The following is a 23454-nucleotide window of genomic DNA, read 5'->3' as shown; positions in this document are numbered from 1 at the left end:
AAGGACCGATTAAACCGTTAGTTGTAACTTATTCCGTAACGGAATTGGTTTTCCCTGCGCCAATCGGTATGCTTGGCTACCGCAAACTTATTAGCTAAGCCTTCACGTCTATGTCTTTACTTCTCACTACGGCGCATGTCGCCACGTTGGCCGATGGCCATAGCGCCACCGGCGAGCGGCATGTGATTCGCAGCGCCAGCGATGTTTCTAGCCTGGTCAATCATCACACCGATAATCGTTCCCATGCCTCCATCATTATTGCCATCGCGCTCGGCGGCGTGTTTCTCGATGCCTACGATCTCGGTGCGCTGGCGTTCGGCATCAAGGACGTGGCGCGAGAGTTCAACCTGACTCCGGCCGCCACCGGCATGGTGGCATCGGCCATTACGTTTGGCGCTATCGTCGGCGCGTTCTTCGGCGGTTATCTGACCGATAAAATTGGCCGCTATCGGGTATTCATGGCGGACATGCTGTTTTTTGTGCTGGCGGCGCTGGCCTGCGCCTTCGCCCCCAATGAATGGGTACTCACCGCGGCACGCTTTGTGATGGGCCTGGGCGTGGGGATTGATTTGCCGGTGGCGATGGCGTTTTTGGCAGAGTTTTCCCGCCTGCGCGGACGGGGTAACAAAGCCGCCAGCATTGCCATGTGGTGCCCCACCTGGTATGCCGCTATCAGCGTTTCCTATCTTCTGGTGTTGTTGCTGTACGGGGTACTGCCGGAAGGGCATACCGCTTGGCTATGGCGGCTGATCCTCGGCTTCGGCGCCGTACCGGCGCTGGTGATTATCGCCATCCGTAGCCGCTATATGAGCGAATCGCCCGTCTGGGCCGCTAACCAGGGCGATTTGGCCGGGGCGGCGAAAATCTTGCGCCATTCCTACGGAATCAATGCCGAGGTGGCAACGGACGCACCGGCGCCGCAGATCAACCGCCGCGCCAAAGCCGGTTTGCGCAATTACGCCGCGCTGCTGCGTGGCGTTTACCTGCGGCGGACGGTGCTTGCCACCCTTATCGCCGTGGCCTCCTCGTTTGCTTATAATGCGGTGGCGTTTGGTCTACCGGTCATCCTCAGCAGTTTCCTCGAGCAGTCCATGCTGAGCACCATTCTGTTCTCGCTGGCGCTGAATCTCCTGTTCGCGTTTGTCGGCGGGCTGCTTGCGGTGCGTTTTGTCCCCCGCTTCGGCGCCTGGCCCATGACCGTGCTGGGCTATGCTCTACAGCTATTGTCGCTCATCGGGCTGGCGCTTATCGGCCGTCCCCACGATGGCATTCAGGCCGGTCTCGCCATCGCCATGCTGGCGTTGTTCCTGTTCGGACAAGGGGTCGGCCCCGGTTCGCACAGCATGACGTTCGCCTCGCTAAGCTACCCCACCTCGCTGCGCGGCGTGGGTGTCGGCTTTAACCAGACGCTGATGCGTGCCAGTTCAACGCTGTCGCTGTTTTTGTTCCCGGTACTCACGGCGCTGCTCGGCACCGGCGTTTTCTGGGTAATTGCGCTGGCGCCGCTGGCGGGCCTACTTGCCTTGCTGACCCTTCGCTGGGAGCCGTCGGGCTATGATGTGGATGCGGAAGATTTCGCGTCGCCGTCCACCGCCGCTGCGGGATAAGTCATTGCGAAGGAATTGACCTACGCGGGGGGTTAAGCCCGCGCCATGGCTTAAACCCGCGCCCAGGGTTGAGCCTGCGCCGTGGCTTAAGCCTGCGCCAAGGGTTAAGCCCCCGCTGAGGATTAAGCCCGCGCCGCGGCTTAAGTCTGCGCCATGGTTTAGACCCGCGCCAAGGGTTAAGCCCGCACCAAGGGTTATTACGGCATTGTAGATTAAGCTTGCACGGTAGGACGCATTAGGATGCATAAGGGGGCGTCGCCGGACGATTGCCCCCTTTTATTTATTAGGATGTAAACGCCTTGGCGGCGCCGTGACCGCCCCGTGGCGCCGCAGGTCCCAGCGCGTTCTAAAGCGTGGCGGCAAGGCGCACCCAGCCATATTCTACATAGACCTCCCGCCCCAGCAGCCAGCGTTGCAGCATCGTTAACGCCATCAGCGCCACCACCTCCTGGCGGGCGCGCAGCGGGTGGCGCGCCAAATTATTGCGCAGAACGATAGTTTGCGCATAATCCCGCCCCGGCGTATGCAGCGCCACACTGAAATGATCCTGCGCCAAAGCGCCTACCACCAGCCCCAGCGAGGCGCCGTGACGCTGCGCCAGCTGCGCGGCCTGCTGCGCCAGCGCCGCTAAATCGACGCTCGGCCCAGCGCTCTGAGCTGCTTCAGGCCACCATTCGCCGCCCGTCACCGGCACGCCGGCGCTCCGGCACTGCCAGGTGACCATCCCAGCGGTGAACTGCTCCGCCAGCGCCAGGGTCAACCCCCGTTGCGGCAACTGATGCCCCAGCCGGGTCGGCAAATCGTCGGTCCCCTCATAAAGCTGGCTGTCGCCGGCCACGGCGCGAATCTGCTGCCATACCTGCTCCATCGCCTCGCGTTCGTGGGCCGGGCCGGTCAGCTTCAATTCAATGATCGGCATCGAGGAGCGGTAGCCGAGCACCACCTCCTCCGGCAGCGGCAGGCCGTCGAGCTCATTGGCCAGATCGCTTTCGCCGCGGCCAAACGTGGTCATGCGCAGGCAAAGCGGCGGATCCGGCAAATCGAACCGCTCGCGCAGCCGCGGCACGATTTCGCGCTCCACCATGACCTTGAATTCCGAGGGCACGCCCGGGGTAAAAAACAGCAAACAGCGGTTGAGCTGTAGCGCAAAACCGCAGGCGGTGCCGACCGGATTATCGATAAGCTCGGCGCTGGCGGGAATCAGCGCCTGTTTGCGGTTACTGGGCGCCATGTCGCGGCCGCGTTCGGCGAAATAGGCCGCCATTTTCGCCAGCCACTCCGCATGCTCCACCAGTTCATCGCCGGCGGCGGTGGCGGCGGCCAGCGCGCTGAGGTCGTCGCTGGTCGGACCCAGGCCGCCATTGACGATCAACACATCCGCCCGCAGGCTGCGCTCGGTCATCGCCGCCACCAGCGCCGACAGATTGTCGCCTACGGTCATGCGCGACGACATCGGCATCCCCTGCTCGAACAGATAGTTCGCCAGCCAGGCGGCGTTGGTGTCGACAATCTGCCCGTGCAACACTTCATCGCCCGTGCACAGCATTTCTACCCTAAGCATGCTCTTCTCCTGTGATCCTGTACCGCCACTTTAAAAAGCGGCATCGACAAACACAACACCTGTTCAAGGGATTTTCACGAAATGCGATAATTGCCTGAGAACGACGCGGAACAAAACACGCCGTCCCACGCTTACGGCGCAGGGGTTTGCGCCAGCCAAGCGTGGATAGCGCCCCGCGGGATTTTTATGCCGCCCTGATTGAGCGTTGGCGGTAAGTAATACCAAGCGACGGGACGCTGCCACGGTGACAGCTGCGGCTCGAGCCAGGCGCGCAGCGCCGCAAGCGGGACGTCGGAATCCACCACCGCCACCGGCCTCTGGCCATATTCCGGGTCAGCCAGCGGCGCAATAAACGCCTGGCGCACGCCGTCATGGCGGGCGAGCAGGCGTTCGATATCCTCGGGCTGCACGCCTTCGCCGCCGCAAAAAAACAAATTGTCCAGCCGGCCGGCGATGCGCAATTCACCAGCGTGCAGCGTGCCGCGATCGCGGGTGTGAAACCAGCCGTCGCCCTCATCAAGCGGCAGCAACGTGCCCTGATGCCAATAACCCGCCGCCTGACTGGCCCCGCGCAGCCAAATCTCGCCCTGTACTAGCCGCAAACTGCGTCCAGCCAGCGGCAGACCGACGCCCCCCGCGCCGTCCGCGCGTCTGGCGCAAACGGTGGAGGCGAACTCGGTCAGTCCGTATCCGCACCAGCATCGGATGCCCTGCGCCTCGGCCCGCGTAGTGAGCTCGGCGGGGATCATCGCGCCGCCGAGCAGGACATCGCTGAGCGTGAGCGACGTAGGGGATCCGTCCAGCAGCCGCCATAGCTGCGTCGGCACCAGGGAAGCATGGCTGCACCCCGCCAGCGCCTGCGCCAACGGCACGCCGTCTTGCACCGCCAGGCGCGCGCCGGCATACAGCCAGCGCCAGACGATGCCCTGACCGGAAACATGATACAGCGGCAGCGACAATAGCCAGCAGCCCGCGCGCTGGAAATCCAGCAGCGTGACCACCCCGGCCGCGCTGCATAAATGGGCGGCATAGCGGTGCGCCGCCGCCTTGGGCATCCCGCTCGACCCCGAGGTCAGCGTCAGGGTAGCCAGCCGCTTAGGATCCCATGGCGTGTCCGCCGGCGGTAGCGGCGGCTGCGTCTCGGCGGCGGACGGGTCTGACAACAGCAGCCGCGCAACGTCGACCTCGAGCGGCACCATGCCTGACGGCCACGCCGCGGGCTCGCTGCTCCAGCCAAAGGCCAGATCGAGCGTCGGCAGCCGGCGAGCCAACAGCTCCGCCGGCAGGCGGGGATTAAGCGGCGCCACCCGCGCCCCGCATTCTAGCGCCGCCAGATAGGCGAACAGCAGCGCCAGGGAATTATGCCCCCTCAGCGCCACGCCGCAACCCTCGACCACGCCCGCCCGCCGCCAGCTCGCCGCCTGCCGCTGCACGGCCGCCGCCACCTGCCGCCAGCTCAGCTCCCCTTGCGGCCCGTGCAGGGCGATCGCATGCGGATAACGTTGCGCCCATTGGCGCCAGGGCCAATCATCAAAATGCTCAGGCATCGATCGCGCTCCCGTGGCCTTGGCTCATGGCATTGTCCCGATGGGCTCCAACTGCGCCCAAGACAGCAGCGGTAAATCACAGCCCGGCCAGGGCCGCACCAATTGCGCCTGCATCAACGACAGCGTATCCAGCCCCGGCGTCACCGCGGGCGTTAGCCACTGCGCCAGGCGTGAAAGCTGGGTCAGCGCCAGACTCGATTCCACGCCGGAGCTGATAACCGCCGTCAAACCAAGCGCCCGGGCGCACTCCAGCGTCTGGCGGCAGCGCGCCAGCGTCCCCGTCAGGCTGGGCTTCACCACTAACGCAGCCACCCCGGGAGCGGCATGCAGGGTAAAGCCCGGCTCGCGCGCGCTCTCGTCCCAGGCGATGGGGATGCCGGTTTGCGCCGCGAAAGCCAGCGAATCGTCAGGGCGGCCGCAGGGCTCTTCAAGAAAATCGATGCGGGACAGGCAGTCCGGCGCCAGATAGCGGGCGAACTGCAAGGCGCGATCGCGCGTCCAGCGGCGGTTAGCATCCAGCCGCAGGCGCAAATCGGGCAAGGCCGATAACAGCATATTCACCGTCAGGCTGTCCCGGATCGCCTCATACAGCCCCACCTTAAGCTTGGCCACCCGCGCGCCTGGCATCGCCGCCAGATGCGCCAGCGCCTCGTCGGGGTCGCCGGTACACAGCGGCACGCTGCGATAGTCCGCCTGCGGCGGCAGCGCGTCCGTCAGCTCCGCCAGCGCGCAGCTGATGCCAAAACCGACCGAGGGCGGGGCGGCGTCGAGCGTCGACGCCGACGCCTCCCCCGCCGTCCAGCGCGCCAGCCAGCGCTGCGCCGCCGCGCCGGCATCCGCCAGGCTCTCGCGGCTAAACCCCGGCAGCGGCGCGATTTCGCCCACGCCGCGCCGTCCCGCGTCATCCAGAGCGACCAGCAGCCCCTCGCGCTCCGCAAAACGCTGGTTTCCCAATACCACACCGGGCTGCATAGGGAGACGATAGCGGTACAGCGTCGCCCGGCGCATCACGGATTACGCTTGAATTGGCTGAAGTCCGGCTGGCGCTTTTCGACAAAGGCATTGCGGCCTTCTTGCCCCTCGTCGGTCATGTAAAACAGCATGGTCGCATTCCCCGCCAGCTCCTGCAGACCGGCCTGACCATCGCAATCCGCGTTGAGCGCCGCCTTCAGGCAACGTAACGCGATGGGGCTATTGGCCAGCATCTCTCGACACCAGCGCACGGTCTCGATTTCCAGGCGCGCCAACGGCACGACGGCATTCACCAGCCCCATTTCCAGCGCCTGCTCGGCATGGTACTGGCGGCACAGAAACCAGATTTCCCGCGCTTTCTTTTGGCCGACAATGCGCGCCATATAGGACGCGCCCCAGCCGCCGTCAAACGAGCCGACTTTCGGTCCGGTCTGGCCGAAGACCGCATTGTCCGCCGCCAGCGTTAAATCGCACATCATATGCAGTACGTGGCCGCCGCCGATGGCGTAGCCGGCGACCATTGCCACCACCGGCTTGGGGCAGGTGCGGATCTGGCGCTGAAAATCGAGCACGTTCAGATGATGCACGCCGCCGTCGTCCTGATAACCGCCATAATCGCCGCGCACTTTTTGATCGCCGCCGGAACAGAAGGCCTTTTCCCCCTCCCCGGTGAGAATGATCACGCCGATGCCCTCATCGTAGCGCGCATCGCTCAACGCCAGCATCATCTCCTTGACCGTTAACGGCCGGAAGGCATTACGCACCTGCGGACGGTTAAGGGTAATTTTGGCGATCCCGTCCGCGGATTTGTGATAGCGAATGTCGGTGAAGTCGCCGCTGCAATCACGCCAGTCGACGGGGGCATACCAGGAGTCTTCATTAGGTTCAAGCATCATGCATTCCTTTATTCAAACGGAGCCAGCAAAGAGTGAAGTCGTTCAGCAAACGCCCGCGGGTTGCCGCGATGGGCGTTATGCCCTGCCGCCGCTACCGGCCACCAGGGGAGGCCCGCCTGCTCGGCCAGCGCCGAGAACTTGGCGTCTTGGGCGCCGCACAGATAACCGAACGGCAAAGGTAAACGGCGCAACGGCGCCAGAAGATCCGGCTGGCGGCCCAGCGAGCCGGCGATCAACATTGCCGCCACGCTTGCGCCGCGATTACCGGCGCGCAGCCGGATCACCTCCGCGCGCTGCGACGGGGTTAAATCGCTAAATACCGGTTGGCGGTACCAATCGGCCAACACCGTCGTCAGCGGCTCGCCGGCAAAGCGGCGCGCCCAGGCCGTATCGTGCCGCAGCCGCTGCCGGCGCGCCGTTGCCTCCGTCAGACCGGGATGCGCGCCTTCGACAAACACCCCGCGCAGAAAGGGATCTTGGCCATGGCAGGCGTGATAAAGCGCAATACGCCCGCCGAGGGAATAGCCGATCGCGATATACTCACCAATGTCCAGGGCGCGCAGGGTCTGGCTGAGCGCCGTCGACAGCGCGGCAAACGGCTGCGGCGGCAGTGCGGCGCTGTCGCCGTGGCCCGGTAGATCCAGCGTCACCTGCGGCCAGCCGGCAAAATACGGCAGAACGGGCAACCAGTCGTCGCCCGAGCCGAGCAGGCCGTGCAGCCAGACCAGACAAGGCCGCCGACGGCTGCCCGGTTGCCTGTGCCGCACCGCCCAGGGTGTCATCGCGCCATCTCCGCCACCAGCTCGCGCAGCAGGGAAGCGCCCTGCTCCGCCGGCACCACCAGCTCGACCAGGGTCGCCGCCCCCGCCGCCGGCTGCCTGCGCCAGGCGGTATCCAGGGCCGTCCGCAGCGCGCCCATATCGCGCGGCCGCTGATAGTCTAAACCGAACAGCGCCGCCGCGTGGCGGAAGTCCACCTGCTGCGGCATGACATAATAGGTCTGGCGTACCGTCTCCGGGGTCGGCAGCAGCGAGAAGATTTGACCGCCGTTATTATTCACCACCAGGATCACCACCGGCGCCGGGCAATGGCGGAACAGCGCCAGCGAATTAACATCGTACAGCGCCGAAAGGTCCCCCAGTAACGCGAGCAGCGGCCGGGCGGTGGCCCGCGCGACGCCGGCGGCGGTCGCCAGCAAACCGTCAATCCCGCTGGCGCCGCGGTTGCCCCAGACCGGATAGCCGGCCGGCAGTTGCGCTAACGCATCCGCTAATCGTACAGTCAGGCTATTGCCGAGGAAGACCCCTCCCTTCGCGGGCAACAGCGCCGGCAACCCATAGGCCAGCCGAGCCTCGCAGACCGGCGCCGTCTCCCAGGCCGCCGATGCGGTAGCGGCCCCGCCAGCCGATCCGGCGTGAATCGCCCCCCTGCTCGCGCCAGGATACACCGACTCAGCGCCGCGTTGCCCCTCGCCAGCGGCGCAATAAGCCGGGTCAACGCCGACGACGGACCGGGCCGCGGCCGCCGGCAGCAGCGCCTGACGCACCCGCCGCGCCGCGGCGGCGGCCAGGTCATCTAGGGCAGGCGCCCAGGGGGGATTGACCACGGCCGGATGGCGCGCCAGCCAGGGCGCGACATCGGCGAAAATACGCCGCCCGCGGTGGTGGCCCGGATCGCGCCGGCCGGGCAGCGGATCCACGAGCCACAGCATTTGCGCCGGACAATCGGCCTGCCAGGCCAGCAGACGCTTGCCGGTCAGACTACTGCCAAACTGCACCACCAACTCGGTACGGGCAAGTATCTCCTGCGCCGCCGAAGCGTTAAGCCAAAGATCGGCATGGGGCAACGGCTGGCCGGTATGGGAGAGCACATCGCCGAGCAGCGGCCAGCCGAGCGTCCGCGCCCAGCGCGCAATCGCCTCCCCTTGCGCCGCTCCGGTCCGGCCGGCGATCACCACGCCGCGGCGCTGGCGCCAGTCCGGCCAATCCGCCTCGGCCCGCAGCACCGGCGACGTCGCGGCCGTCAGCCAAGGCTGCTCGCTCTGCCACCAGTCGCCGAGCGCCTGCGACCAATCGTCCGCTTGCTCCTGTTGCGCGCCGTACAGCGGCTCGGCGAACGGACAATTGATATGCACGCCGCCGTGGGCGACCTCGTCTAGCAGCGCATCCACGGCGCTGACCAACCAGCGCGCCGGAATAGCCGGCGTCGGTCGCGGCAAATCCAGCGCGCGAACGGCAAAACCGGCAAACATACCGGGCTGGCGGATCGCCTGATTGGCGCCGCAGTCAATAAGTTCGGCCGGCCTGTCCGCGGTAAGCAGCACCAGCCGCTCGCCGGTCAGGCTGGCTTCTATCAAAGCGGGGTAGAGATTGGCGGCGGCGGTGCCCGAGGTGACAATCACCGCCACCGGCTGGCCGCTGGCTTTCGCCAGACCGAGCGCCAGATGTCCGAGCCCGCGCTCATCGAAATGGGTATGGAGGGTCAGGCGCGGATGGGCGGCTGCGGCGAGCGTCAGCGGCGTTGAACGCGAACCGGGGGCGATACAAACATGCCCTACGCCGTGTCGGGTCAGGGTTTCCAGCAGTAACGTCGCCCAGCGACGGTTAAACACAATACGGGACATGATGGGCCTGGCGCTTAGGTGGTGAGGGTGACACCCTATTGTAAGTCCTCTGCGGGAGCGGATATTGATGTAAACACCGATTTGCGGCGTTTGCTACTCCCGCGCCGCACCGGTAAATAACGATTGCAGACCGGCGGCTTTATTTTCGACTTCCTGCCATTCTTGATCGGCATCGGATCCCGGCACAATACCGGCGCCGGCATAAAGCCAGATCTGGTGACTTGACACCCGGGCACAGCGCAACGCCACGCAAAACTCGCTCTCATCAAGGGTCAGGTAGCCTGCCGACCCGGCGTACCAGCGGCGGGCGAAGGGTTCGTGACGCTGGATAAACGCCGCCGCCGGCTGCCGCGGGAGGCCGGCCACCGCCGCCGTCGGTTGCAGCAGCGCCAGGCAGAGGCTGTCGTCGGCGTGCTGCAAATCTCCCTGAATCCCCCGTCGCAAATGCTGTACGGTGCGCAGGGGGATGATTTCCGGGCCGCTGACATCCAGCGCCCGCGCGGCCTGCCGCAATCGTTGGCAAATATCGTCTACCACCAGCAGATTCTCGCGCTGATTTTTTTCGTCCGCCATCAGCCACGCCGCCTGCTCGGCGGCCTGCCGGGGATCCGGATCGCAGGCGACGGTGCCGGCGAGGGCTTCGGTATTAAGACTGCGATCCTCGCGGTGATAAAGCCGCTCCGGGCTGGATCCCAAAAAGGCCTCATGGGCCGACCAGGCCATCAGGTAATGGAAACACCGGTGGTTTACCTGGCGGCTGGCCGCCATCAGCGCCAGCGGCGAAGGGGGCATATCCACGCGCAGCGTGGAGCGCCGGGCCAGCACCACTTTCTCCAGCCCGCCCTGGCGGAATTGTTCCAGCGCCTGCGCGACAAGGCGTCGCCACGCCGGCAGCTCGGGGAGATGCGTCACGCCGGTCACCGTGGCCGTCAGCGGCGGAAGGGGCGCCGGCGCGTCGGCGCCGTGGGCCTCAAGCCAGGCGAGAAAATCGGCGGCGTCGGCGGCCAGCGACGTCTCGCTGTAAAACGTCATTATTATCTGATACCGATCCCGCAGACGCCGCCAGCTCAGGCGCGGCAGAAACAGTGCGCTTTCCGGCTCACCGGCGTCGGCACCAAAGGCATTGAGCCCCCAAATCCGCAAATCCCTTACCGCCGGCTGCGCGGCCAGGAAGCGCTGCGCATCGCCAAGGCGCGAGAAATGGCGCACCGCTCCGCAGCTCGCCACCTCTTCATGACCGTCGCGGTGCTGCCAATAGCATTGCGGATACAGCGGCCACGCGTTGAGCCAATCCAGCATCGGCGCCGCCGCGCCGTCCGCCCAAGGCAGCATCACTTGCCGAACGCCGGGCGCCGCCGGCAGCGAACCGGCATCGAGGTGTTGAAGCAGGGTGGAAACAAGCAGTGACAGCATAGCGGGCCGTTTATTTCAATACCGGAATAATGAGAGGGATTATACGTATGGCGCCAGCGATTACCAAACCCGCCGTGCGCCGCGGCGGACATAAAAAACGCGCAGGTCACGGGCAGGTGACGCTGCGCGCCTTGAGACTACGCAAAGTGCGATGTGTGACCAACCCTGTGCGGCGCACATAAAAAAAACGCGCAGGTCACGAACATGTGACGCTGCGCGCATTCAGGCTGAAATGCGGGATCGACGGCGCCGCGGCCGTAGTGCCTTAGCGCTGCCGCCAAGCCGTCCGCGGTTATCGGCGCGCCAACAGCAGCCCCACCACCAGCCCAACCGAGGCGCCAATGCCAACGCCATGCCAGGGGTTTTCCTGCACATAGTCATCCGCGGCGCTCACCGCCTGCCGGGCTTTCAGATAGTAGGTGTCGGACGCCTGGCTCACCCGCGTTTTAACATCATCCAGGGCCTGCTGCGCGCGGGTCTTCAGCTCGACATACTTTTGATCGGTTTTATCGCCGGAATAAGCCAGCACCTCTTCCAGCGTTTCGGACAGGAGCTGCACGTCATCGTCGACATGCGTTTCGTGCGGCTGAAGGGGATCGTTAGGTGTAGTCATCACTATTCTCCGTGTTCTGATGAAAGGCGTCAGACTAACTATAGGCAAAAAATGCCCCCGCCGGAGGACTATTCTCGCCGGAGCAATCCGAAAAAACGCGCGTATCGCTGATGTCGCACTTGGCAGGGGGAGGCCGCGAGGAAACGCCCCGCGGCGCTAGGTTAGAGAATGGGCTGCGCCAACTGCACCAGCGTGATGAGCGGCTGCGGATACAGCCCGAGCAGCAGCACCAGCAGCGAGGAGATCAGTACCACAACCCCGCCGGCGGTCAGCGCCCAGTTGGAAGGAGTATCGCGCCGCAGGTTTTCCGGCGGCGACAGGTAGAGGCTGACCATGATACGCAAGTAGTAAAACAGCCCGATGGCGCTACCGGCTACCACCGCGCCGGTCAGCCAGCCCAGATGGCTATTCACCCCGAGCGCGATGACGTAGAACTTGCCGATAAAGCCGAGCGTCATGGGGATGCCCGCCAGCGATAACATCATCACCGTCAGCACCGACGACAGCAGCGGCTTATGCCAAAACAGACCGCGGTAGGAATACAGCGAATCCGCATCCTCGCCGGTGTAGGGGCTGGACATCAAGCTGACGACGCCGAACGCCCCCAGGCTTGCGAACACATAACCCGCCAGATAAACGCCGACGGTTTCCAGCGCCAGCGTGTGGGCCTGCACCGCAATCAATCCCACCAATAAATAACCCAGATGGGCAATGGACGAATAGCCCAGCACCCGCTTGATATTGCTTTGGCTCAGGGCCATCAGGTTGCCGAACAGCATGGAGGCGAAGGCAATGATAGCCAGCACCAGCCGCACCACTTCATTATGGGTCACCGGCGCGTAGAGGAACAGGCGCATCACCACCGCGAAAATCGCGATTTTACTGGCGGTCGCCAGGAAGGTGGACACCGGCGCGGGCGCGCCCTGGTAAACATCTGGCGTCCACAGGTGGAACGGCACCAGCGACAGTTTGAAGCCGACGCCGACGATCATCATGCCCAAACCCGCCAGCAGCACCGGTTGCGCCAACATGCCGTCGTTTAGTGTTTGGCCAATGCCGGCGAAAGACAGGTGACCGGTGCTGGCATACACCAGCGCCATACCGAACAGCAAGAAGGAGGACGCCGCCGCGGACAGCAGCGTGTACTTAATGCTGGCTTCCAGCGAGCGCTTTTGGCGGAACGCATAACCCACCATCCCGAACAGCGGCAGCGAAATCAGCTCAATACCGAGGAACAGCGCCGCCAAATGGTTGGCGCAGGCGAGCAGGATCCCGCCCATCGCGGCAATCAGCACCAGCAGATAAAATTCATCGCGGTTGCCCGGATAGCCCGCCAGCCAGGCGTAGGCCAGCGTGCTGGTCGCCAGGCTGGCCATCAGCACCAGCCCGGTGTAGAGCATGGAGTAACCGTCGACGCGCATCAGCGGCGTCACGTCCATCGGGCCATTCTGCGCCACGAACCACAGCGACAGCAGCGCCAGGTTTAGCCCGATGACCGTCAGCGTTGCGTTGATAAAGTGGTTGCGTCGCCACGCAATGCACAGCATCACAACCACCACCGTCAATCCGACGATCAACAGCGGTAATAATGCGATCAGTTGTTGAGGAGTTATTGTCATGGCGAATTACGGCCTTGTCGTTGAAATAGTGGAACCGGCGTCGGCGGCGAACCAGTGCTGGATATTGCTCATGGCGGCGGCCGAGGTATCCATAATCGGCTGCGGGAAGAACCCGAGCAGCACCAGCAGCACCACCAGCAGCAAAATGATCAGCCGTTCGCGCAGCGTCATACCCGGCAGCGGCTCGGTGGATTTAGCCGGGCCGTAATACGCGCGCTGCATCATGATAAGCGAGTAGACCGATGCGAACACCAGACCGAACGTGGAAATCACCGTAATCACCGGTACCACCGGGAAACTGCCGAACAAAATGGTAATCTCGCCAACAAAGTTGCCGGTGCCCGGCATGCCAAGGGTCGCGACGGCGAAAAAGAGCGACAGCGCCGGAATAAAGCTCAGCCGGCCCCACAGACCGCCCATTTGCCGCATATCGCGGGTGTGCAGGCGCTCATACAGCTGACCGCATATAATGAACATGCCGGCGGCCGACAGACCGTGGGCGATCATCTGTACCACCGCGCCCTGATAGGCCAGCTGGCTGCCGCTGTAGATGGCAATCAACACAAAGCCCATGTGGGACACGCTGGTATAGGCGATGAGGCGCTTGATATCGGTCTGCGAGAACGCCATCCAGGCGCCGTAAAAGATGCCCACCACCCCAAGCCACATGGCGATGGGGGCGAACTGGTGCGAGGCGTGAGGAAACAGCGGCAGGCTAAAGCGCAGCATCCCGTAGGCCGCGGTTTTCAGCAATATCCCCGCCAGGTCCACCGAACCGGCGGTGGGCGCCTGACTGTGGGCGTCCGGCAGCCAGCCATGCAGCGGCACCACCGGCATTTTGACCGCGAAGGCCAAAAAGAACCCGAGCATCAGCAGGTATTCCAGCCGTTCCGACATCGGCGTGCGCAGCAGGTCTTCATAATTGAAGGTCCAGACGCCGGTGGCGTTATAGTGCACCAGCACCAGGCCGAGTATCGCCACCAGCATCACCAGGCCGCTTGCCTGGGTATAAATAAAGAATTTGGTCGCGGCGGTAATACGGGTCTTGCCGTCGGAGGCTTTATGCCCCCAGAGCGCGATGAGAAAATACATCGGCACCAACATCATTTCCCAGAAGAAAAAGAAGAGAAACATGTCGATGGCCAAGAACACGCCGATAACGCCGCCCAGGATCCACAGCAAGTTAAGGTGGAAGAAGCCCTGGTAGCGCTGAATTTCCCGCCAGGAGCAGAGGATAGCCAGCACCCCGAGCAGCCCGGTCAGCACCACCATCAGCAGCGACAGGCCGTCCAGCGCCAGATGGATGCTAATACCGAAGCGCGGGATCCAGGGGAGCAGATACTCCACCTGCCATTGCGGCAACCCCTGGGCCATCGCCAGGGTGTATCCGCCCTGCTGCCACAACAGCAATGAAAGCGCCAGTGTCAGCCCCATGGCAATCAAGGCTATCCAGCGCGGTACCCGGGTACCGAAACGCTCACATTGCCAACACAGCAGACCGCCGATAAAGGGGATAAGAATTAGCCAAGGTAGTAGCATGGCGTTTTGCGTCCCTAATTGTAAAATCAATAAACTTGCGTATCAGCGGAGCGGCATTCTGCCCGCCGCCCCGCCCTAAGCCGGAAACGAAGCTCGGGGTATTTAAACGAATACCAACAGCGCCACCACGACAACCGCACCCAAACCCAACGACGTCGCATACCAGCGCAACTGCCCGTTTTCGCTCACCGTCAGGCCGCGTCCGGCCCAGCGCGCCAGCAGCGCGGGAAGATTCATCACCGCGTTAAGGGGATCGCGCGCCAGCAGCCGTGCGATGGCCAGGTAGGGTTTGACGAAGACCTTGTCGTAAAGCCAGTCGAATCCCCAGGCGTGGAACCACCAGACCGAGAAGAAACGTCCCGGCGCGCTGGCGGCCACGGCGTTGACCCAACGGCGCTGGCCGAGCCACAGTGCCGCCGCCAGGCCAATACCGATGATGGCGACCGCGCCCGAGGTGATTTCCAGCGCCAGTTTACCGTCATGACCGAACTCCCCGGCCGGCAGGACGCCCGCCAGCGGCGGCGTAATCCAGGCACCGATGAAGGTGGACAACACCATCAGTACCACCAGCGGCAGATGATGGCTGATGCCGCGGCAGGCGTGAGCCTGGATTTGCGCCTTGCCGTGGAACACGATAAAGATCATGCGGAAGGTATACACCGAGGTGAGGAACGCCCCCATCAGGCCGGCCAGCATCAGTACGCTATGGCCATTGGCCAGCGCTCCCCAGAGGATTTCATCCTTGGAATAGAAGCCGGCGGTCACCAGCGGCAGCGCCGACAGCGCCGCGCCGCCCACCAAAAAGCAAATATACACCAGCGGAATCGACTTTCTCAGGCCGCCCATTTTGAAGATGTTTTGCTCGTGGTGGCAGGCGAGGATCACCGAACCGGAGGACAAGAACAGCAGCGCTTTGAAAAACGCGTGGGTCATCAGGTGAAAAATGGCCGCGTCCCAGGCCTGAACGCCCAGGGCCAGGAACATATAGCCTATCTGGCTCATGGTGGAATAGGCCAGCACCCGTTTGATATCGGTCTGCACCAGCGCGGCGAACCCCGCCAGCACCAGCGTCACCGCGCCGACGATCCCCACCAGATGCAACACCTCCGGCGCCATCAGGAACAGGCCGTGGGTGCGGGCGATAAGATACACGCCGGCGGTCACCATGGTGGCGGCGTGAATCAGCGCCGACACCGGCGTCGGACCGGCCATAGCGTCCGCCAGCCAGGTTTGCAGCGGCAGTTGCGCCGATTTCCCCACCGCGCCGCCCAGCAGCATCAGGGTCGCCCAGGTGATGGCCGGGGAGCCTTCCGCCAGTTTTTGCGGCGCCAGCACCATCAGATCGTGGAAATTCAGCGTTCCGAGCTGGTCATAAAGGATAAACAGCGCGAACGCCAACAGCACATCCCCCACGCGGGTGACGATAAACGCCTTCATTGCCGCGGCGCCGTTTTTCGACTCGCTGTAATAGAAGCCGATCAGCAGGTAGCTGCAAAGCCCCACCCCTTCCCAGCCGAGATACATCAGCAGCAGGTTGTCCGCCAGCACCAGCACCAGCATGCTGGCGATAAACAGATTGGTATAGGCAAAAAAGCGCGAATAGCCCTCTTCCCCACGCATGTACCACGAGGCGTAGAGATGAATGAAAAAGCCGACGCCGGTGACCACCGACAGCATCGTCAGCGACAGGCCGTCCAGGCTGAGGGTGATGGGAATTTGAAAATCGCCCACCGCCATCCAGTGCCACAGCGTTTGGGTAAACACCGCCGCGCCGTCGCCGCGCGCGCCGAAGAAATCCAGCGCCACCCAAACGGTGGTCAACGCCGACAGCCCAACGCTGCCAACGCCCACCGTCGCCGCCAGGTTTTCAGACCAGCGACCGCGGGAGAACGCCAGCAGCAGGAAACCCGCCAAGGGGAATACTAGGGTTAAATAGAGTAGGTTCATCCGTGCATCTCGCTGACAGTGTCGATATCTAGGGTCCGGCGGCGACGGTGCAATTGCAGCAGCAACGCCAGGCCGATACTGGCCTCGGCGGCGGCCAGGGTAACCGCCAGGATATACATCACCTGCCCGTCCGCCTGGCCCCAATAGCTGCCGGCCACAATGAACGCCAGCGCCGAGGCGTTAATCATGATCTCAAGCCCCAAGAGCATAAACAGCAGATTGCGGCGGATCATCATCCCCGTCAGGCCCAGCACAAACAAGATAGCGGCCAGGATGAGACCGTGTGATAACGGGATCATGCTTGCTCCTCCCCTCTTCTCTTGATGGCGTCGGTCATCTTCGGCCCCTTATAAAGCGCATCGACACTGTCGCGCTCGTCGCGGCCCAGATGGAACGCGACCACCAGCCCCGCCAGCAGCAGCATGGAGGCCAGCTCCACCGCCAACACATAAGGACCGAACAGCGCGATGCCGACGGTTTTAGCCGCGATAAGATCCCCCGCGATGCCGTGATCGCCCGCGCCGGCCAGCGCGCGCACCAGCACCGCCAGCAGCACCAGCGACAACAGCGACGGCCCGATCCAGACCCGGGGACGCAACCAGGCGCGTTCTTGTTTATCGCGGCCGACGCTCATGTTGAGCATCATCACCACGAACACGAACAACACCATGATGGCGCCGGCGTAAACGATAATCTCCAACGCGCCGGCGAAGTAGGCCCCCAGCGAAAAGAATACGCAGGCGATGGCCAGTAGCGAAATAATCAGGTACAGCAGCGCATGTACCGGTTGGGTATGGGTGATGACGCGTAACGTCGCCAGCACCGCCACCAGGCCGGAAAGATAAAACGCCAGTTCCATGCCAGTCTCCTTAGGGCAGCAAGCCTTTTACGTCGATGGGTTTGGCTTCGTTTTCCGCCTCGCCTTTATCCTTGCCGGCGATCGCCATACCGGCCATGCGGTAGAAGTTGTATTCGGGATATTTACCCGGCCCCGAAATCAGCAAATCCTCTTTTTCATACACCAGATCCTGGCGCTTGAACTCGCCCATCTCGAAATCCGGGGTGAGCTGGATGGCGGTGGTAGGACACGCCTCTTCGCACAGGCCGCAGAAAATACAGCGCGAGAAATTGATGCGAAAGAATTCCGGATACCAACGGCCATCTTTGGTCTCCGCTTTCTGCAGCGAAATGCAGCCCACCGGGCAGGCGACCGCGCACAGGTTACAGGCTACGCAGCGCTCATCGCCGTCAGGGTCGCGCGTCAGCACGATACGGCCGCGGAAACGGGGCGGCGGATTGACCGGTACGTCCGGGTACATGCGGGTTTCGCGCTTGTTGAACGCCTGCATGCCTATCATCCAGATGCTGCGCAGCGTGGTCCCGCAGCCAATCGCTAACTCTTTTAACGTCATGATTCATCCACCCCTTAATGCGCGTTGTACAAGATGACCGCTGCGGTCGCCAACAGGTTGAGCAGCGTCAGCGGCAGGCAGATTTTCCAGCCCAGCGCCATCACCTGGTCGTAGCGCGGACGGGGCAGCGCCGCGCGGATCAGGATGAACATCATCATAAAGAAAGCGGTTTTTATGGCAAACCAGATAAACGGCGGCAACCACGGCCCCTGCCAGCCGCCGAAGAACAGCGTCACCATCAGCGCCGAAATGGTCACGATGCCGACGTATTCGCCGACGAAAAACAGGCCGAACTTCATCCCCGAGTATTCAATATGGTAACCGTCGGCCAGCTCCTGCTCGGCTTCCGGCTGATCGAAGGGGTGGCGGTGACATACCGCGACCCCCGCCAGAGCAAAGGTGACAAAGCCGAAGAATTGCGGCACCACGTTCCACAGGTGCGCCTGCGACTCGACGATCGCGCCAAGATTAAACGAGCCGGCCTGCGCCACCACCCCCATCAACGATAAACCGAGGAACACTTCATAGCTCAGCGTCTGCGCCGAGGCGCGCATGGCGCCCAACAGGGAGTATTTATTGTTGCTCGACCAGCCGGCGAACAGCACCGCGTAAACCGCCAGCCCGGCCATCATCAAAAAGAACAGGACGCCGATATTGAAATCGGCCACCACCCAGGTCGGGCTCACCGGCACAATGGCAAAGGTAATCAGCAATGAGGTAAAGGCGATAACCGGCGCCAGGGTGAAAATACCCCGATCGGCGAACGGCGGGATCCAGTCCTCTTTAAACATCATCTTCAACACGTCGGCCAGCAGTTGCAGCGATCCGCCCCAGCCTACGCGGTTGGGTCCGTAGCGGTTTTGGAACAGCCCCAACAGGCGCCGTTCGGCAAAACTCATATAGGCGCCGCAGGTGACCACCACCAGCAGGATAACCACCGCCTTCACCACCGTCAGGAGGATATCGATGACCTCCGGTGTCAACCAACTCATAGCGCGGCCTCCCGCAAATTAACAACGCTCTGTCCCGCAAGCATCGGCGGAATGCCCGGCAAACCCAGCGGCAGCCCCACCTGTCCCGGGCTCAGGCTATCGCTGAACCGCACCGGCAGACGCAGCTCCAGACCCGCGCAGGTGAAGGCGAGCAGCGTACCGCTGTTGACGCCCAGCCGGGCGGCGTCCGCCTGGCTCACCGCCACATAGGGCGCCGGCATCCGCTCCTGGATGACCGGAGAGCGCTGCGAGGTCTCCTCGCTGCCGAACAGGTGCCAATAGGGCGCGATCCGCCAGCTGCCGTCCTCGGGCTGCGCGAACGCGGGTGGAATCGCGCTGAAATAATCCAGCCGGCCCTCACCCGCTTCCAGAAGCCGCACCCCGGGGTCGCCGTGGCGCAAATGGCCGCCTACCTCATCCTGGAACTTATTCCAGGCCTGGGGGGAGTTCCAGCCCGGCGCCCAAGCGAACGCCACCTGCTGGCGCGGCGCCTGGGGCGCATTGTTGCCCTCCATGGAGAAGGCGAACATGGTGTCCTGGTCCTGCGGCACGCGCGGTTCATGCACATTGATGTTGGCGCGCATCGCGGTGCGTCCGCTGTAGCGGTGCGGCTCGCGCGCCAGTTTCTGGCCGTGAATACGAAAACCGGCGTCCGGCGCGGCGTGCTTGATCCCCGCCAGCTGCGGCAGCGCCGCGGCCGCGGCATCGATAATATGGTCAAGCTGGGTCCAATCCACCTGGCGGTTCAAATAGGTGGAGTGCAGCGAATGCAGCCAGCGCCAGCTTTCCAGCATGACGACCTGATCATCGTAGTAGGCGGGATCATAGACCTGGAAGAAGCGCTGCGCGCGGCCCTCCTGGTTGATGAGGGTGCCGTCGCTTTCGGCGAAGCTCGCCGCCGACAGGATAAGATTGGCCTTCTCCTGTAGGGCGGTGCGCTGGTGGTCGAGCACGATAAGGTTATTGACGTTGGCCAGCGCGGCATCGATGCGCGCGGCCGGCGCATGGCGGTAAAGGTCGTTTTCCAGCACAATCACGCTATCCGCAGCCCCCTGCTCCAGCGCGTCCAGCGCATCGTCCAGGCTGCCGCCCCCCATCATCGCCAGCCCCATGCTGTTGGCGCCGGCGGCGATAAAGCTAATCCCCACATCGCTCCCCCGCCCCTTCAGAGCGCGGGCGACGTTAGCGGCGGCGGCGATCACCGCCTCGCTGCCGGCATTGCTGCCGGAGATGATAAGCGGCTTGCGGGCGCCGGCCAGCGCCTGCACCACCACGTCAATCTTACCCTTGAGCGACTCATCAAGGCCGGTTACCGCCGGCGCCGTCTCGTCCAGCGCATGGGCGATGGCGAAACCCAGCCGCGCCTGATCATCCACCGGTGCGCAGTAGCTCCAGGCGGCGATATCATCCAGACGCGTGCGGTCAACGTTGGTGACGAACAGCGGGTGTTTGGCGTGCTGGCCGATGTTCATGATGGCGGCTATCTGCCAATCGGCCACTTTCTGCGCCGCGGCCATTTCGCGCGCCTTGCCCTTCACGGCCTGACGCACCGCCAGCGCAATACGCGCCCCGGTCTGGGTCAAATCCTCCCCCAGCACCAGCACGGCGTCGTAACTTTCCATTTCGCGCAGCGAGGGCGTGCGGATACCGCCGTTGCGCAGGACATTGAGCATCAGCGCCAGCCGGTCCTGTTCGCCGCCGGCGATCCCGGTGTAGAAATTCTCGGCGCCCACCAGTTCACGCAGAGCGAAATTGCTCTCGACGCTGGCGCGCGGTGAGCCGATGCCGATCATTTTGCGCGCATGGCGCAGCGCATCGGCGGCCCCCTGCATCGCCTGATCGGCGTTCAGCGCGATCCAATCGTCGCCGCGGCGCTGCAGCGGCTGGCGCGGGCGATCTTTCAGGTTGACGTAGCCGTAGCCGAAGCGGCCGCGGTCGCACAAGAAGTAATGGTTGACGCTGCCGTTGTAGCGGTTTTCTATGCGGCGCAGTTCGCCATAGCGTTCGCCGGGGCTGGTGTTGCAGCCGATGCTGCACTGCTGACAGACGCTGGGGGCGAATTGCATATCCCATTTACGGTTATAGCGCTCGGAGTGGGTTTTATCGGTGAACACGCCGGTCGGGCAGATCTCCACCAAATTGCCGGAAAACTCGCTCTCCAGCACCCCATCCTCAGGACGGCCGAAATAGACGTTATCATGGGCGCCATACACCCCGAGATCGCCGCCGTCGGCGTAATCTTTGTAGTAGCGGACGCAGCGGTAGCAGGCGATGCAGCGGTTCATTTCATGGGAAATAAACGGCCCGAGATACTGATTGCGGTGGGTACGCTTGGTAAAGCGGTAGCGGCGGAAATTCTGGCCGGTCATGACCGTCATATCCTGTAGGTGGCAGTTGCCGCCCTCTTCGCACACCGGGCAATCGTGCGGGTGGTTGGTCATCAGCCACTCCACCACGCTTTGACGGAACTGTTTAGCTTCATCGTCGGCGATAGAGATGAAGGTCCCGTCGGCGGCGGGCGTCATACAGGACATCACCAGCCGGCCGCGGGTATCCTCGGCGTTTTGGTATTGCTTGACCGCGCACTGGCGGCAAGCGCCGACGCTGCCGAGCGCCGGATGCCAGCAAAAGTAAGGAATATCCAGGCCGAGGGACAGACAGGCTTCCAGCAGGTTGTCAGACCCGTTAACCTCGTACTCTTTGCCGTCTACATGAATGGTAGCCATAGTCAGCATGCTCAGGTGAGGCCCGCCAAAGACGGGCGTTAATCAAAAATGCGTTCAGGGTGCAAAGCGCGTGCGCCCGCCTGACCCGCTCGTGCCGCATGGACAATTACCAGCGCGCTTTTAATAAGTTGGGCTGCACGCCGGCAATGGCGCGGGTATTGCCCAGTAACTCGGCGCTGATGCCCGCCTCAAACTCGGAGCGGAAATACTTAATCGCGCTTTGCAGCGGCTCCACCGCCCCCGGCGCATGCGCGCAGAAAGTTTTACCGGGGCCAAGGAAGCGACACAGCTGCTCCAGGGTCTCAATATCCCCCGGCTGGCCCTGACCGCTTTCCAGCGCGCGCAGCAGTTTGACGCTCCACGGCAGGCCGTCGCGACACGGCGTACACCAGCCGCAGGATTCCCGGGCAAAAAACTCTTCCAAATTGCGCGTTAACGACACCATGTTGATTTCGTTGTCTACCGCCATCGCCAGCGCGGTACCGAGCCGGCTGCCCGCTTTGCCGATATTCTCAAAGTCCATCGGCAGATCCAGATGATCCTGGGTCAGGAAATCGGTGCCGGCGCCGCCGGGCTGCCAGGCTTTCAAAGTCAAGCCATCGCGCATACCGCCGGCGTAATCCTCGAGGATCTCGCGCGCGGTAATACCGAACGGCAGCTCCCAGAGGCCGGGGTTCTTCACCCGGCCGGAGAAGCCCATCAGCTTGGTGCCGGCGTCGTTGCTTTTGCCGGCGGTGATGCCCTGATACCAATCCACGCCATGCTCAAGGATAGCCGGCACGTTGCACAAGGTTTCGACGTTATTGACGCAGGTGGGTTTACCCCAGGCGCCGGCGCTGGCGGGAAACGGTGGTTTTGAGCGCGGATTGGCGCGGCGGCCTTCCAGCGAATTAATCAGCGCCGTCTCTTCGCCGCAGATGTAGCGGCCGGCGCCGGTGTGGACGATAAGCTCAAAGTCAAAACCACTGCCCAGAATATTTTTGCCCAACCAGCCGGCCTCGGTGGCCTCGGCTATCGCGCGGCGCAGGTTCGCCGCCGCCTCGATATATTCGCCGCGCAGGAAGATATAGCCGCGATAGGCTTTCAGCGCGAAGGCGGCGATCAGCATCCCCTCCACCAGCAAATGGGGCAATTGCTCCATCAGCAGACGGTCTTTATAGGTCCCCGGCTCCATTTCATCGGCATTGCACAGCAAATAGCGAATGTTCATGGCGGGATCTTTCGGCATCAGGCTCCACTTCAGGCCGGTGGAAAAGCCGGCGCCGCCGCGTCCTTTCAGGCCGGCGTCTTTCACCAGCGTGACGATATCGTCCTGCGCCATGCCGCTTAAAGCCTTACGCGCGCCGGCATAGCCGTTTTTGCTCTGATATTCATCCAGCCACACGGGCTGATGGTCATCACGCAACCGCCAGGTCAGCGGGTGCGTTTCCGCCAAGCGGACAATGGTTTTGGTCATCGATATTGCTCCAGCAGCGGACCAATGCCTTCCGGCGTCAGATGCACGTGGGTATCGTCATCCACCATCATGGTCGGCCCCTTGTCACAATTGCCCAAACAGCAGGTGGGCAGCAGGGTGAACCGGCCATCGGGCGTTGTCTGGCCCGGCTTGATATTCAGCGACTGCTCAAGGGCGGCCTGAATTCCCTGATAACCGGTAATATGGCAGACCACGCTGTCGCAATAGCGGATAACGTGGCGACCTACCGGCTGGCGGAAAATCTGGCTGTAGAACGTGGCCACCCCTTCGACATCGCTGCCGGGAATGCCCAGCACCTGGGCGATGGCCGCGATAGCCCCGTCCGGCACCCAACCGCGGTTCTTCTGCACGATTTTCAGCGCTTCGATCGAGGCGGCGCGCGCATCCTCGTAATGGTGCTTCTCATGCTCGATGGCTTCGCGCTCCTCGCGACTCAGCTCGAACGTTTCGGTGGCGGCGTCCAGCCCCGCCGCCGCCGCATGCTTGGGGGTATCTTGCTGTTGCTGCATA

The 23454-nt window shown here is 63.3% G+C and carries 19 protein-coding genes; 1 reads left to right on the top strand and 18 read right to left on the bottom strand.

Translation table 11 applies throughout. The features are described from left to right. Positions 1-110: 110 nt before the first annotated feature. Positions 111-1607, top strand: a complete 1497-nt coding sequence (locus tag SANT_RS06860) for an MFS transporter (protein ID WP_025421554.1) — start codon at positions 111-113, stop codon at positions 1605-1607. Between the two features lie 346 nt (positions 1608-1953). Here the strand turns inward: SANT_RS06860 and SANT_RS06855 are convergent, their stop codons facing one another. The 18 genes from SANT_RS06855 to nuoE form a co-directional block, all read right to left on the bottom strand. After that, positions 1954-3168, bottom strand: coding sequence for a nicotinamide mononucleotide deamidase-related protein YfaY (locus SANT_RS06855; RefSeq protein WP_025421553.1), 1215 nt, complete (start codon positions 3166-3168; stop codon positions 1954-1956). A 131-nt stretch (positions 3169-3299) separates the two neighbouring features. Then, complete coding sequence (gene menE / locus SANT_RS06850; RefSeq protein ID WP_025421552.1) at positions 3300-4715, bottom strand: o-succinylbenzoate--CoA ligase; 1416 nt, start codon at positions 4713-4715, stop codon at positions 3300-3302. A 24-nt stretch (positions 4716-4739) separates the two neighbouring features. Continuing rightward, positions 4740-5723, bottom strand: a complete 984-nt coding sequence (gene menC / locus SANT_RS06845) for an o-succinylbenzoate synthase (protein ID WP_025421551.1) — start codon at positions 5721-5723, stop codon at positions 4740-4742. Next, positions 5723-6580, bottom strand: coding sequence for a 1,4-dihydroxy-2-naphthoyl-CoA synthase (menB, locus tag SANT_RS06840; protein ID WP_025421550.1), 858 nt, complete (start codon positions 6578-6580; stop codon positions 5723-5725). The genes menC and menB overlap by 1 nt, the downstream gene beginning before the upstream one ends. Positions 6581-6591: 11 nt before the next feature. Next, the gene (gene menH, locus SANT_RS06835) at positions 6592-7365 is read right to left on the bottom strand and encodes a 2-succinyl-6-hydroxy-2,4-cyclohexadiene-1-carboxylate synthase (RefSeq protein ID WP_025421549.1); all 774 of its coding nucleotides are present in this window, start codon (positions 7363-7365) and stop codon (positions 6592-6594) included. Further along, positions 7362-9206, bottom strand: a complete 1845-nt coding sequence (gene menD, locus SANT_RS24685; RefSeq protein ID WP_025421548.1) for a 2-succinyl-5-enolpyruvyl-6-hydroxy-3-cyclohexene-1-carboxylic-acid synthase — start codon at positions 9204-9206, stop codon at positions 7362-7364. The genes menH and menD overlap by 4 nt, the downstream gene beginning before the upstream one ends. 93 nt (positions 9207-9299) lie before the next feature. After that, positions 9300-10619 (bottom strand): isochorismate synthase MenF, encoded by a 1320-nt coding sequence (gene menF, locus SANT_RS06825; RefSeq protein ID WP_025421547.1) that lies wholly within the window; start codon positions 10617-10619, stop codon positions 9300-9302. 292 nt (positions 10620-10911) lie between these two features. After that, positions 10912-11232: a stress response protein ElaB gene (gene elaB / locus SANT_RS06820; protein WP_025421546.1), complete on the bottom strand. Its 321-nt coding sequence runs from the start codon at positions 11230-11232 to the stop codon at positions 10912-10914. Positions 11233-11393: 161 nt separating this feature from the next. Further along, entirely contained in the window at positions 11394-12851 is a 1458-nt protein-coding gene (gene nuoN, locus SANT_RS06815) for an NADH-quinone oxidoreductase subunit NuoN (protein WP_025245991.1), read from the bottom strand. Positions 12852-12857: 6 nt separating this feature from the next. After that, a complete protein-coding gene (nuoM, locus tag SANT_RS06810; RefSeq protein WP_025421545.1) occupies positions 12858-14390 on the bottom strand; it encodes an NADH-quinone oxidoreductase subunit M in 1533 nt (510 codons plus the stop codon). A 102-nt stretch (positions 14391-14492) separates the two neighbouring features. Then, positions 14493-16337, bottom strand: coding sequence for an NADH-quinone oxidoreductase subunit L (gene nuoL / locus SANT_RS06805; RefSeq protein WP_025421544.1), 1845 nt, complete (start codon positions 16335-16337; stop codon positions 14493-14495). Further along, on the bottom strand, positions 16334-16636 hold the full coding sequence (nuoK, locus tag SANT_RS06800) for an NADH-quinone oxidoreductase subunit NuoK (RefSeq protein WP_025245994.1): 303 nt from the start codon (positions 16634-16636) through the stop codon (positions 16334-16336). The genes nuoL and nuoK overlap by 4 nt, the downstream gene beginning before the upstream one ends. Then, on the bottom strand, positions 16633-17196 hold the full coding sequence (gene nuoJ / locus SANT_RS06795) for an NADH-quinone oxidoreductase subunit J (protein WP_025421543.1): 564 nt from the start codon (positions 17194-17196) through the stop codon (positions 16633-16635). Before nuoJ ends, nuoK begins: the two co-directional genes overlap by 4 nt. A 10-nt stretch (positions 17197-17206) precedes the next feature. Beyond that, on the bottom strand, positions 17207-17749 hold the full coding sequence (gene nuoI, locus SANT_RS06790; protein ID WP_025421542.1) for an NADH-quinone oxidoreductase subunit NuoI: 543 nt from the start codon (positions 17747-17749) through the stop codon (positions 17207-17209). 14 nt (positions 17750-17763) lie between these two features. Continuing rightward, entirely contained in the window at positions 17764-18741 is a 978-nt protein-coding gene (gene nuoH, locus SANT_RS06785; RefSeq protein ID WP_025245997.1) for an NADH-quinone oxidoreductase subunit NuoH, read from the bottom strand. Then, positions 18738-21467 carry an NADH-quinone oxidoreductase subunit NuoG gene (nuoG, locus tag SANT_RS06780; RefSeq protein ID WP_025421541.1) on the bottom strand — a complete coding sequence of 910 codons (2730 nt, stop codon included), beginning with the start codon at positions 21465-21467 and terminating at the stop codon, positions 18738-18740. Before nuoG ends, nuoH begins: the two co-directional genes overlap by 4 nt. 106 nt (positions 21468-21573) lie before the next feature. Then, positions 21574-22923, bottom strand: a complete 1350-nt coding sequence (gene nuoF, locus SANT_RS06775; protein ID WP_025421540.1) for an NADH-quinone oxidoreductase subunit NuoF — start codon at positions 22921-22923, stop codon at positions 21574-21576. After that, the gene (gene nuoE, locus SANT_RS06770) at positions 22920-23453 is read right to left on the bottom strand and encodes an NADH-quinone oxidoreductase subunit NuoE (protein WP_025421539.1); all 534 of its coding nucleotides are present in this window, start codon (positions 23451-23453) and stop codon (positions 22920-22922) included. The genes nuoF and nuoE overlap by 4 nt, the downstream gene beginning before the upstream one ends. Between the last annotated feature and the right edge of the window lies 1 nt (position 23454).

Origin of the sequence: Sodalis praecaptivus (assembly GCF_000517425.1) — a bacterium.
GTDB lineage: Bacteria > Pseudomonadota > Gammaproteobacteria > Enterobacterales > Enterobacteriaceae > Sodalis_A > Sodalis_A praecaptivus.
This window is presented reverse-complemented; position numbering and strand designations above follow the sequence as displayed.